The 12,302-nt window shown below is 60.0% G+C and carries 12 protein-coding genes; 4 read left to right on the top strand and 8 right to left on the bottom strand.

The annotated features are described in order from the left end of the window. Positions 1-46 precede the first annotated feature (46 nt). The 5 genes from DXY35_RS12445 to DXY35_RS07525 form a co-directional block, all read right to left on the bottom strand. Positions 47-799: a hypothetical protein gene (locus DXY35_RS12445; RefSeq protein ID WP_137006728.1), complete on the bottom strand. Its 753-nt coding sequence runs from the start codon at positions 797-799 to the stop codon at positions 47-49. Positions 800-878: 79 nt separating this feature from the next. Next, a complete protein-coding gene (locus DXY35_RS07540) occupies positions 879-1,862 on the bottom strand; it encodes a GlcNAc-transferase family protein (protein WP_115081793.1) in 984 nt (327 codons plus the stop codon). Then, positions 1,859-2,704, bottom strand: coding sequence for a dihydropteroate synthase (folP, locus tag DXY35_RS07535; protein ID WP_244273014.1), 846 nt, complete (start codon positions 2,702-2,704; stop codon positions 1,859-1,861). The genes DXY35_RS07540 and folP overlap by 4 nt, the downstream gene beginning before the upstream one ends. Then, on the bottom strand, positions 2,682-3,413 hold the full coding sequence (tpiA, locus tag DXY35_RS07530) for a triose-phosphate isomerase (protein WP_115081924.1): 732 nt from the start codon (positions 3,411-3,413) through the stop codon (positions 2,682-2,684). The genes folP and tpiA overlap by 23 nt, the downstream gene beginning before the upstream one ends. A gap of 32 nt (positions 3,414-3,445) precedes the next feature. Then, positions 3,446-3,643, bottom strand: a complete 198-nt coding sequence (locus DXY35_RS07525) for an RNA-binding S4 domain-containing protein (RefSeq protein ID WP_115081791.1) — start codon at positions 3,641-3,643, stop codon at positions 3,446-3,448. A 39-nt stretch (positions 3,644-3,682) separates the two neighbouring features. On the opposite strand from DXY35_RS07525, the gene DXY35_RS07520 reads away from it, so the two are divergent. Together DXY35_RS07520 and DXY35_RS07515 are read left to right on the top strand one after the other, a co-directional pair. Next, positions 3,683-5,428, top strand: a complete 1,746-nt coding sequence (locus tag DXY35_RS07520) for an ABC transporter ATP-binding protein (protein ID WP_115081790.1) — start codon at positions 3,683-3,685, stop codon at positions 5,426-5,428. A gap of 49 nt (positions 5,429-5,477) precedes the next feature. Next, positions 5,478-5,708, top strand: a complete 231-nt coding sequence (locus DXY35_RS07515; protein WP_115081789.1) for a DUF6447 family protein — start codon at positions 5,478-5,480, stop codon at positions 5,706-5,708. Between the two features lie 63 nt (positions 5,709-5,771). Here DXY35_RS07515 and DXY35_RS07510 read toward each other — a convergent pair whose 3' ends face one another. The 3 genes from DXY35_RS07510 to carB are packed head-to-tail and all read right to left on the bottom strand — an operon-like array spanning position 5,772 to position 11,205. Continuing rightward, a complete protein-coding gene (locus DXY35_RS07510; RefSeq protein ID WP_115081923.1) occupies positions 5,772-7,124 on the bottom strand; it encodes a sodium:alanine symporter family protein in 1,353 nt (450 codons plus the stop codon). Between the two features lie 56 nt (positions 7,125-7,180). Next, positions 7,181-7,846 carry a DUF3386 domain-containing protein gene (locus DXY35_RS07505; protein WP_115081788.1) on the bottom strand — a complete coding sequence of 222 codons (666 nt, stop codon included), beginning with the start codon at positions 7,844-7,846 and terminating at the stop codon, positions 7,181-7,183. Between the two features lie 35 nt (positions 7,847-7,881). Next, positions 7,882-11,205 carry a carbamoyl-phosphate synthase large subunit gene (gene carB, locus DXY35_RS07500; RefSeq protein WP_115081787.1) on the bottom strand — a complete coding sequence of 1,108 codons (3,324 nt, stop codon included), beginning with the start codon at positions 11,203-11,205 and terminating at the stop codon, positions 7,882-7,884. A gap of 104 nt (positions 11,206-11,309) precedes the next feature. Between carB and DXY35_RS07495 the strand changes: the two genes are divergently transcribed. Further along, on the top strand, positions 11,310-11,945 hold the full coding sequence (locus DXY35_RS07495; protein ID WP_011364772.1) for a DUF3318 domain-containing protein: 636 nt from the start codon (positions 11,310-11,312) through the stop codon (positions 11,943-11,945). Further along, complete coding sequence (gene rsfS / locus DXY35_RS07490; protein WP_038554011.1) at positions 11,938-12,294, top strand: ribosome silencing factor; 357 nt, start codon at positions 11,938-11,940, stop codon at positions 12,292-12,294. Before DXY35_RS07495 ends, rsfS begins: the two co-directional genes overlap by 8 nt. Positions 12,295-12,302: the final 8 nt, after the last annotated feature.

Here is a 12,302-nt window from a genome sequence, read left to right as displayed (position 1 = left end):
ATCGAACTCTGGCTTTTTTATTGGGAGTAGCGAGCTGGGGATACGACTATGCCAGCCCGACTTTGTGTTTCCAGTTCATGCAAATGCATTGATCGTTAGAGATCAGATCCCCATCGTTGTTGACTGTGGTGATGAACTGTCGTTCTGGGTTGAGGATGTGCAAGTTGTTGCGCCAGGCCGTATGCATCGCAGCATGTGCTTTTTTCTCGGTTTCTCGTTTGTCGGCATCGTCGAATTGAACTGTTTTCCCTTGTTGTGTTTCGCGGGATGCGTATTGTCTATAGTTTTGCTCGAAATCTGTGTATACAGTATTTACAACGATCGATTTAAATCTTTGGAAGAATGAATTTTTTAGGTAGCACGACATCATGAGGTCGCAAATTTTTGGATCTGATTTTCTGCTGCGTGGGGTTGGGACTTTTGTGAGTTTTTCAATTTCTTTCTGTTCTTTTTTCGTCGCTGCTGAGTGCCCAAGCCTGTGCACGACGTGCTTGAGGTCCAGTTGGATGAGTATGTTTTTTGGGGGATGTTGTTCTTTTGTGAGTTTGCGGATGTGCCTGCCTTGGAAATTGGCGCTGATTTTTATCGCTTCATCGTAATTATCGTTTTCTGTATGGGAGGATAATTGGCTCGTGTCTCTGAATTGTTGATGAAATTCTTCTCCAAACAGTCGTATTTCGAGTTCATGAGACGTCCTGATAATCGTTGACTTTCCTGCGCCGGTATACCCGGCGATGATGAAGCATGTTTGTAGATCTTGATTGATGTTACCTTGTTTTGATTGTCTTTTGGACTTCACCTTGCAAGCATTTGCCTTCTCTTTTCGAACTTAACATGACCTTAAACAAGGGTTTGTGGTTGTCGGTTTTGAGCGGTGTTCAGTGACACGTTGGGTTGAACTCTGCGTTCTTTGCTTGTTCGCTGACTTCTGACCTGGTGAAATTCACACCAGCCCACTGCTGGTAGTCGTTCAGTGTGCGTTGGTCTCCCAGCCCATAGTTGATGAGGTTGTCAACGTCTTCGGTTGTCGCTCTGAGCTTCTGTGGAGCGTGATGCAGGCTGTTCAGCAGGGTGTGCACCCGCACGAGGGAGAGTCGGTTCCGTTCAAACCAGTCGCTGTGATCGCCCCAGTGCGTGGCTGAGTGTTCTGCTGCTGTGCCTTGCGACTTGTAGAGATGAAAAAGCAGAAGACGATTCGGAGCGTAGATGTTGAAACCCGACGTCCACAGTCGTGCCGACATGGCAATCTCTTCGCCATAGAAGTAGAGCTCGGGGTCGTAGGGCACGTCGCTCACGATTGAGCCCGGGCCGAACAGGAATCCTCCGGCGATAAATGCCCCGGGGATGGGACGATCAGGTTGTTCTTCTGGCAGTTGGAATCGGCTGATGCCTCGCAGTTTGAGAATGCCGTAGGCATCGAAACCGGCGGCTGCCATCACAGGCAGGGTTGATGTCTGCAAACGACACGGCTGTTGAAAGCCATTCGGGTAAACACTGAGAACGGCGCGCTCATCGCTGCATTCCCTCCAGGTCGTCAGCAACAGGTCATCCCAGTGCTCCACGGCCCGCATGTGGCTGTCGATCTGCAGCAGAAAGTCTTCCCCGCCGTAAACACCCTGAGCCTGTCGTCGGGCCCAGCAGGCCCCGCGGCTGTCCGCTGCATCGAACCTGATGCACTTCAGGTGTGGATGATCCGGAAATGCGCTTGTTCCCCAGTGGGGCGGGTCATCAGTCGCCAGTTGCAGGCAGATGCCGAAGCGCAGGCGCTCTGGCTGGGTTGCGCGCTGAATCAGGTTGTGCAATGTCGCCGGGAGATCTGGATCCCTGTATGCCGCGATCTGAACAAAGATCGTGGAGCTCACCAGAGTGCAGCCGCCATGCGCAGCGTCTGGCTGATGGGGCCCACATCGTGCACCCGCAGTACGGCAGCACCCGCCTGGGCGCAGCGGCAGGCCACGGCAGCAGTTCCCCAGAGACGCGCTTTGGGTCTGGGTTCATCCAGTACCGCACCGATGAAGCGTTTGCGTGAAGGGCCGATCAGCACCGGTCGCGGCCCTGCAGTGAGTTGTTCCAAATCCTGCAGCAGCTGGAGGTTCTGCTCATGGGTCTTGGCAAAGCCGAGACCCGGATCCCAGATGATTTGGCTTTCATCAACGCCGGCTTGAATCGCAGCTTCACTGCGCTCCAGCAACGCTTCTTTCACATCTGCCACGACATCGGCATAGGTCGTGAGCTGATCCATGGTTTGGCTGTCGCCGCGGCTGTGCATCAGCACCACCGGACAGCCGGCATCAGCGACCACCCTCAGCAGATCGGGATCCCGACGGCCACCGCTTACATCATTGATCCAGTTGGCCCCTGCTTCCAGTGCCTTGGCGGCCACCGGCGCCAGAAACGTGTCGATGGAGATCAGTGCCTCTGGGCAGCGCTGCCGGATGCTCTTCAGCGCTGGCAGGAGCCTCCGCAACTCCTCTTCGGCGCCCACCTCCTCCGCTCCAGGTCGGGTGCTTTGCGCCCCGAGATCCAACACGTCCGCACCACGGCTCAGTTGCCGCTGAGCTTCAGCAAGGGCCAGTTCGCTCGCCAGAAATCTCCCTCCGTCACTGAAGGAATCCGGGGTGACGTTGATCACCCCCATCACGGCTGTGCGTTGGCCCCAACCCTGAGGCCAGCTGCCTGAATCAGGCCGCTTGGTAGTTGGCAATCCGTCCAAAGCTTTCGGGCTCCAAGGAAGCACCCCCCACCAGCACCCCGTCGATATCGCTCATGCCCATCAACTCATCAATGTTGCTGGGTTTGACGGAGCCGCCGTACTGAATCACCAGATCGGGGGAGCCCACCCAGCTACGGATCAGACCACAGATGCGGTTGGCTTCTTCGGCTGCGCAGGTCTTGCCTGTGCCAATCGCCCAGATCGGTTCGTAGGCCACCACCAGTTTCTCGGCATCGAGACCCTCCAGGCCCTGCTCGATCTGACGGCGGATCACCCGTTCAGCTTCGCCCCGCTCGCGCTGCTCATCGCTTTCGCCAACGCAAACGATCGGAATCAGACCGTTGGACTGTGAGGAGCGGGCCCGGTGGTTGATCTGTTCGTCGCTTTCACTGAAGTATTTCCGCGGTTCGCTGTGGCCCACGATCGTGTGGGTCACCCCGTGCTCCTTGAGCATGGCTGGGGAGATCTCCCCGGTGAAGGCTCCCTGGCCTTCCCAGTGCACGTTCTGGCTCGACAGGCAGACCCGGGAGTCCTGGCTGAGTTCCGCCATGGTCGACAGCGCCGTGAAGGGTGGTGCCAGCACCAGGTCGCGGTCGTCCGGGGTGTCAGCAATCAACGGCAGGAAGGCTTCCATGAACTCCCGCGACTGGGCACAGGTCATGTGCATCTTCCAGTTGCCAGCGATCACCGGTCTGCGCACGCCTTGCTTCCCCATGGAATGTGGCAGCCAACTTACGGCCCGGTCGCGTTTTCGCTGCCGACAACGGACTCCTCCCCAGCAAGCACAACCCGATCTCCCGCGGAAAGCTGACGTCCCCGCCGGGTTTCAACGCTTCCATTGACCTCCACTTCACCCATCTGGATGCGTTGCTTCGCTTCACCGCCGGTGGAGACCCAACCCTTCCATTTCAGGAACTGATCCAGCTTCATTGGGCAGAGTTTTGAGCTCACCATTGATACTGTTCCGCGATGCTGACCCCATCCCAGGCCGGTTTTCGCCGGCTGCTGCCGTTGCTTCGCCCCCACCTGCGGGAATTGCTCTGGGGGGGCTGCTGCATGGCGATTTACGTGGGCAGCTTTCCATTGCTCGTGCAGCTGGCCGGGGAGTTGTTTCCCGCGCTGGGGTCGGGTGATCTGGCTCGGGTGCTTCAGCTGATCGGGCTGGCGTTGCTGATCTTTGCTGTTCAGAAGATCGCCCAGTTCGGTCAGGACTCGCTTCTTGCCGGGCCTGCATTGCTGGTGAGCCAGGACTTACGGCGTGATCTGTTCCGCCGCCTGCAGACCGTGGAGCTGGGGGCACTGGAGAAGCTCTCGGCCGGTGATCTCACCTACCGCTTCACCGAAGACGCCGATCGCGTCAGCGAGGTGCTGTACAAGACCATCCATGACACGGTCCCCAGCGTTCTTCAGCTCGTTGCGGTGCTGGGGATGATGCTCTGGCTCGACTGGAAGCTGACGCTGGCCATCCTGCTGCTGGCACCGGTGATCGTCTGGCTGATCAGCCTGTTTGGTGCGCGCGTGATGGCGGCCACGGAACGCAGTCAGAAAAAGGTGAGTGAACTGGCCGGTTTGCTGGGTGAGGCCATTGAAGGTTTGCCCCTGGTGCGTGCTTTTGCCGCCGAACCCTGGTTGCAGGACCGTTTCGAGACGGAAATCGACCAACACCGGCAGGCACGTCACCGCACCTACAGCCTTGTGGCGCTCCAGCATCCGGTGGTGGGCATCATCGAAGTGGTGGGTCTGTTTGCCGTGCTGGCCCTCGGAGCCTGGCGAATCCAGACCGGTGATCTCAGCATTGCCGGGCTGAGCAGCTACCTGACGGGGCTGATCGTGCTGATCGATCCCATTGCCCACGTCACCAACAACTTCAACGAATTTCAGCAGGGTCAGGCATCACTGCGACGTCTGCGGGAGATCGAGCGAGAGCCCCAGGAGGCTGCGGATCCAGCTGAGGCGCAACCCATCGGTGCACTTCAGGGTGATCTGGTTTTTGATCAGGTGAGCTTTGGTTATGACCCAGCCCAGCCGGTGTTGCGTCAGCTGAATCTGCGGGTGGATGCGGGCCAGGTGCTGGCCATCGTTGGCCCCTCCGGTGCGGGTAAAAGCACCCTGCTGTCGCTTCTGCTCCGGTTCAACACGGCGCAACAGGGCGAGATCCGTCTCGACGGCACCGACATCAGCTTGATGCGCGCCCGTGAGCTGCGTCAGCAGGTGGCCCTGGTTCCGCAGCGCACAACCGTGTTTTCAGGAACCATTGCTGAAGCGATTCGGTTCGGCCGTCGTGCGACGGACGATGAGGTGCGCGACGCGGCGCGGTTGGCCAATGCGGATGATTTCATCCGCGCCTTGCCCGATGGGTATGACACCCAGCTCGAAGAACGGGGAACCAATGTTTCCGGTGGCCAGCTGCAGCGGATCGCCATAGCCCGGGCGGTGCTTGGCAACCCAGCGCTGTTGCTGCTGGATGAAGCCACCAGTGCCCTTGATGCTGAAGCCGAGGCGGCGGTGCAACTCGGACTGAAGCAGGCGATGAAGGGACGAACCGTGTTGGTGATCGCCCATCGTCTGGCCACGGTGCAGGAGGCTGATCGGATTGTTGTCCTCGAGAAAGGCGCTGTTGTCGATCGAGGAACCCACGACGACTTGATGCAGCGTGGTGGGCGTTACCGCGAATTGTGCGAACGGCAGTTCATTCGAGATCGGCAGAAGTCCTGAATCCCTCTACGATCTTGCCGCCGGTACACCGCCATCCCGGCGATGAACGATGACTGATTCCGCAGCCAACAACCCTGTCTTGACCTTTGAGGGCAAGCGCTACGACCTCAACACGCTTCCTGATGAGCTCAAGGAGCTTGTGCGTGGCATGCAGGTTGCCGATGCTCAACTGCGGATGCACGAAGACACCCTCAAGGTTCTGGCGGTGGGCCGTCAGAGCTTGGCGACTCAGCTCAATGAAAGGCTCAAGTCCATGACTCCGTTGCCCGATCAGGGTTGATTGGCTGCCAACAAAAAAAGGGGGGCTGTTGAGCCCCCCTTTTTTTAGTGCTCTTCGTTGTGCTCAGTCGCTGAAGCTGTAGGCCTTGGTGAGTTTGAACACAGTTCCGGACAGCAGGATCAAGGCCACGAGGTTGGGGAGAGCCATCAGACCGTTAAGCGTGTCGGCAATCGACCAGATCACGCCGCGGTCGCCGGCGACAGCACCAATCACGACCATAGCCACCCAAGTCAGACGAAAGGGCAGCACGGCGGAATCGCCGAATAGATAAGTGGTGCAGCGCTCGCCGTAGAAGCTCCAACCGAGAATGGTGGTAAAGGCGAAGACCACCAATCCCAGGGTCACCACCACACCGCTGCCGGAGATGCCGGCGTTGAAGGCAGCGATGGAGAGGTCTGCGCCGCTGAGCTTGTCGCCGGCTGCATCGAGGATCAGATTGGCTTTGGTGGTGATGATCACCAGGGCGGTCATCGTGCAGATGATCAGGGTGTCGATGAAGGTGCCCAGCATGGCCACCGTGCCCTGGCGCACGGGATCATCGGTTTTGGCGGCCGCGTGAGCGATCGGAGCGCTGCCCAGGCCCGCTTCATTGGAGAAGATGCCCCGCTTGAAGCCCATCAGCACCACCTGACCGAGGGCACCACCGGCTGCGGCTTGGCCGGAGAAGGCGTTGGAGAAAATCGTGGCGAAGGCTTCAGGCACGCTGCCCAGATTGGCCAGCAACACCAGAAGGCATGCAGCGATGTAGAGGATCGACATCAACGGAACAATGGCTGAGGCCGCCTGGGCGATGCGTTTGATGCCCCCGATCACGACAGCGAAAACTAGGGCTGCCAAAACGACTCCGGTCGCCAGCTTCGGGATGCCGATCAGGCTCAAGGCAGACGACACCTCAAAGGCCTGAACCCCATTGCCAATGCCGAAGCCCGCCAACATGCCGAAGAGGGCAAACAGGCCTGCCATCCAGCTCCAGCCGCTGCCGAGTCCGTTGCGGATGTAGTACATCGGCCCACCCACGTGGTTGCCCTCTCCATCGGTTTCGCGGAACTGAACCGCGAGCACCGCTTCGGCGTACTTGGTTGCGATGCCGAAGATCGCGATGATCCACATCCAAAAGACGGCACCAGGTCCACCAACGGCGATGGCTCCCGCCACACCGGCAATGTTTCCCGTGCCGATCGTGGCCGACAACGACGTCATCAGCGCTTGGAAGGGAGTGATCTCTCCTTCCGTTTGTGATGCAGCCGGCCGAAGCATCATCGAAATGCCATAGCCCAGCCGTTGCAGCGGCATGAACCGCAGGCCCACCATCAGAAGAATGCCCGTCGCGGCAATCAAAAGAACGGTGGGCCATCCCCAGACGATGCTGTTGATCGGGCCATTGATGGCCTGAATGGTCGACTCGACTCCGCCCATGCCTTTCAACAGGTTTGGGCGGATGGTCTCATAGCCGGCTTGCACCGGCAATCAACTCAGAGCGATTCGAGATCTTCAAAACGGAAGGTCTGGCTTCCGGCGGGGGTATCGCCATGGGCCTCGGTGGTCACAACCCGCTCGGTCAGCACCCAGGGGCCATCTCCAGGAAGAGCAGCGAAGCTGTCTTTGAAGCTGCTGCGGCCGCCCCGGGCTTCTCCCGTTGCCGGGTCGGCGTACTGACTGGTGTAGGTGTGGCTGAGGTAGCCCGCACCCGTGTCGGTCACATCGGTGGTGTAGATCGTCACGACGGTGCCGTGGATGTGGCGGTGAACCATGGTCACCACGTCATCTTTGATGCGGTACTTGTCCCCGGCTCCCTTGCCGCCGACGAGCACTTCAGTTCCCACTTCGTTGGTGTCACCGGCGGTGAAGGTGTTCTCACCGTGGGTCTGCTCGAAGCTGCGACGCACGCGATGGATCGCGACTTCCCAGAGCTGGGAATTCACCGCCTTGAGGATCTCTTCGTTTTCAATGCCGTCCACCTTGGCTTTGAGATCGGCACCGATCTCAAACTTGCCCTCGACCCGTTGATCGCCCTGTTGCCAGATGCAGCGGCCGCGATAGCCGGAGAATCCAGGCTCCCAGGTGTAGCGGTTCTCGTAGGCGCGACGGAAGTCATCACGCAGGTCGCTTCCAGGCTTGACGGGAACGGAGGCTGTCACAGCGTTGAGGTGGCTCCCGCAACCCTACCGGTGGCCTAACGCTGCATGGCGTGTACGTCCTGCAAGGCATGGATGCTGAGCCTCGGCTGTTGCTGGAGCGCTGAGATTGCCTCCACCGCTGCCCGTGCTCCCGCGAGGGTCGTCACCGTTGGAACGGCGTAATCGAGCGCTGCCCGACGCAGGTATTTGTCGTCATGAGCAGCTTGGCGGCCAATCGGTGTGTTGATCACCAACTGCACCTGATTGGAGCGGATCTGATCCTCGATGTTGGGGCGCCCCTCGTGCACCTTGAGCACCGATTGCACCTTCAATCCCGCGTTGGCGAGCGCCTGAGCTGTGCCTGATGTGGCCGTCACATCGAACCCGAGTTCGATCAGCCGAGCGGCGATGGGCACCAGCGCCTGTTTGTCGCGGTCGTGGGTGGAGAGGAACACCGTCCCCTGGGTGGGCAGCGCTTCTCCAGCACCGAGCTCAGCCTTGGCATAGGCCATGCCGAAACTGTCCGCGGATCCCATCACTTCTCCCGTGGAGCGCATTTCCGGCCCCAGCACCGTGTCGGCCCCCGGGAAGCGCCGGAACGGCAGAACTGCCTCCTTGATCGACTGAAGCGGCGGCTTCGGCTCGCTGGCCATGCCGATCTCGGCCAGGGTTTCGCCCGCCATCAGTCGGGTTGCCAGGCGAGCGAGAGGTTGACCTGTGGCCTTGGCGACGAAGGGGACCGTCCTGGAGGCGCGGGGGTTGGCTTCGATGATGTAAACCACTTCCGAGCCATCAGTGTTGCGCTGCACGGCGAACTGGAGGTTGATCAGACCCCGCACCTCGAGCGTTTGCGCCAGGGAGCGACTCCACTCGCGAATCGTGTTCAGTGCCGTCTCGCCGAGGGAAACCGACGGCAAGCAGCAGGCCGAGTCGCCGGAATGGATTCCCGCCGGTTCGATGTGCTCCATCAGCCCACCCACGATCACAGCACCGGTGTGATCGCAGAGGGCGTCCACGTCCACCTCAACAGCGTTTTCGAGGTACTGGTCAATCAGCACCGGATGGTCGGGCTCCACCTGGACGGCTTCGCGCATGTAGCGGTTGAGTTCCTCTTCGTCGAACACCACTTCCATGGCCCGTCCGCCCAGGACGTAAGAGGGACGCACGACGACCGGGTAGCCCACTCGTGTGGCCACGGCCCGTGCTTCCTCTTCGCTGCGTGCCAAGCCGTTGCGGGGTTGGCGGATGTTCAGATCGCGGAGGATGGCTTCGAACTGCTCGCGGTCCTCGGCCCGGTCGATCGATTCAGGGGAGGTGCCCCAGATGCTGGTGCCTGTGGCGCGCCCCTCATCGCTGTCCAGCCAGCGCAGCAGAGGAATGGCGAGTTTCAGAGGCGTTTGTCCACCGAATTGGACCACCACGCCATCGGGACGCTCCGCTTCGATCACATTTAGAACGTCCTCCAGGGTGAGCGGTTCGAAGTAGAGGCTGTCGCTGGTGTCGTAGTCGGTGGACACCGTTTCCGGATTGCTGTTCACCATCACCGTGGTGATCCCTTGATCCTGCCCGGCAAAGGAGGCATGGCAGCAGCAGTAGTCGAATTCGATGCCCTGCCCGATTCGGTTGGGTCCACCGCCGAGGATCATCATCTTGCGGCCGTCCTCACGACGACTCACCTCGGATGAAGCGGGAAGGGGCTTGAGGGATCCGTCGGCCTGCAGGGTCTGCAAGGGACGCTCGTAGGTCGAGTAGTGATAAGGAGTGGAGGAAGCGAACTCCGCTGCGCAGGTGTCGACGGTTTTGAAGACGGCGCGAACATCGAGCTGATGGCGCCGCTGACGCACCGACAATTCGTCGCTTTTGGTGTGCCAGGCGATCTGTCGGTCTGAAAAACCCAGCTGCTTGGCCTCAAACAAGCTGTCGGCATCTAGCTGATCCAGGCTTGTGCCCTTGATCAGCCTGGCCTCCGCCTCAATGATCCGCCGCAGTTTGGCCAGGAACCAGGGATCAATTCTGCTGATCCGATGAATCTCCTCATTGCTGCGTCCGCGCACCATCGCCGTTCGCACGCTGAGGATGCGCTCCGGAGAGGGGGTCCTCAGCTGACGATCCAGCTCAGCATCCGTGAGTTCCGGTTCCTCCCGGTCGCCTCCCCAGCCCGAGAATCCGGTTTCCAGGGAACGCATGGCTTTCTGGAACGACTCTTCGAAACAACGGCCGATGGCCATCGCTTCCCCCACCGATTTCATTGAGGTGGTGAGCACCGCCGGACTGCCTCGGAATTTTTCGAAGGCGAAGCGTGGAATTTTGGTGACGACGTAATCGATCGTCGGTTCGAAGCAGGCAGGCGTCTTGCCGGTGATGTCGTTGAGGATTTCGTCGAGGGTGTAACCGACGGCGAGGCGAGCGGCGATCTTGGCGATCGGGAAGCCGGTGGCCTTGCTGGCCAAGGCCGACGATCGGCTCACCCTGGGATTCATCTCGATCACCACGACGTCGCCGTTGTCGGGATTGATCGCGAACTGGATGTTGCTGCCGCCCGTCGCGACACCGATCTCCCGAATGATGGCGATCGATTGGTCCCGCAACCGTTGGTATTCCCGGTCCGTGAGGGTCTGGGCTGGAGCCACCGTGATCGAATCCCCGGTGTGCACCCCCATGGGGTCGAGGTTTTCGATGCTGCAGACGATCACGACGTTGTCCGCCAGATCACGCATCACCTCAAGCTCGAATTCCTTCCAGCCCAGAAGCGATTGCTCGATCAGAATCTGAGATACCGGACTCGCTTCAAGCCCGCTCTTGCAGATTGCTGCGTATTCCTCGGGGTTGTAGGCAATGCCCCCGCCACTTCCCCCCAGCGTGAAGGCGGGCCGGATGATCCGGGGGAAGCTTCCGATCGCGGCCCCGACGGCTTCAGCTTCTTCTTGAGATGAGGCGATGCCCGAAGGGCAGACCTTCACCCCGATGCGCTCCATGGCCTGCTTGAACAGCAGACGGTCTTCCGCCTTCTGGATCGCTTTGAGATCGGCACCGATCAACTCAACGCCAAAGCGTTCGAGGGTGCCGTTTTCCGCCAGGGTGACCGCCAGGTTGAGGGCGGTCTGCCCGCCCATGGTCGGCAGCAGGGCATCCGGGCGCTCCTGCTCGATCACCCGGGTCACCACGTCCGGCGTGAGCGGCTCGATGTAGGTGCGGTCAGCCATCTCCGGGTCGGTCATGATCGACGCCGGGTTGGAGTTGATCAGGATGACTTCATATCCCTCGGCTCTGAGGGCCTTGCAGGCCTGGGTTCCGGAGTAATCGAACTCACAGGCCTGGCCGATCACGATCGGACCAGATCCCAGCAGGAGAATGCGACGCAGATCAGACCGCCTCGGCATGGGAAATCGTCCTTGGCCAAACAGATCAAGCCTCTCACGCGGCCTCGCCCCAACCGGGGGACTTGGCCTCGCTACGGTGAAGGGAGATCAGCACCAGAGTTGCAATGAGTGAGCTCCAGCGCCTGAAGGGGCTGCTGCCACCGGAAATGCAGAGCTGGGTGTTTGTGGAATCAGCTGCTGCAGTCGATCCTCCATTGATCACCCTTGAGGAAATCGGTCGAGATGAAGTGGAGATCCAGGTGGATCTCGACGAATGGGACGCCTTGGCGTTGGATCACCGAAATTTGCTGTTCTGGCATGAAGTTGGTCGGATCCAGAACGACACGATTCCCCGGGACGGTTGGGAGATGGCTGCTCTGGCCATCGGTCTCGGCGGTGCCATCGGTGAATTGTGGGTTCAGGACGGCCTGCTGCTGTTGATGGCCCTCGGCCTGTCCGGTTTTGCGGGGTATCGGCTTTACCTGAAAAACAATTCCGAAAAACGCCTGCAGGACGCCATCAGTGCCGACGAGCGTGCGATTGATCTGGCCTGCCGATTTGGCTACAGCGTGCCGAACGCCTATCGCAGTCTTGGGGGCGCGTTGAAGGAGCTGGTCGAAAAGACCCGCAAAAAGCGCCGCCGCAGCTACTACGAAGACCGGCTGGAGGCGCTGCGCAAGAGTGCCAGCAAGGCCAGAGCTGAAATGGCCCAACAGGAGGGCTCACGCAGCTCCGTTACCAGCGAGAACGTTTATGGATAGCGAAAAGCTTGCTGAACTGGTGGCCGATGCCTGCGATGACCGCAAGGCCACCGACATCCGTCTGATTCGTGTGGATGAGGTGTCCAGCCTGGCGGATTGGATGGTGATCGCCGGCGGCCAGTCCGACGTTCAGGTGCGTGCCATTGCCCGGTCGGTCGAAGACCGTCTGGAGACAGAGGCAGACCTGCTTCCCTTGCGCAAGGAAGGGTTGAATGAGGGGCGCTGGGCGCTTCTTGATTACGGGGACGTGATCGTTCACGTGCTGATGCCCGATGAGCGCGGTTACTACGACCTTGAGGCGTTCTGGAGTCACGGCGAAAGCCGAACCTTCTTACCGTCAGTGAAGTAGCCGCTTGA

Origin of the sequence: Synechococcus sp. N32 (genome assembly GCF_900473895.1) — a bacterium.
GTDB lineage: Bacteria > Cyanobacteriota > Cyanobacteriia > PCC-6307 > Cyanobiaceae > Parasynechococcus.
This window is presented reverse-complemented; position numbering and strand designations above follow the sequence as displayed.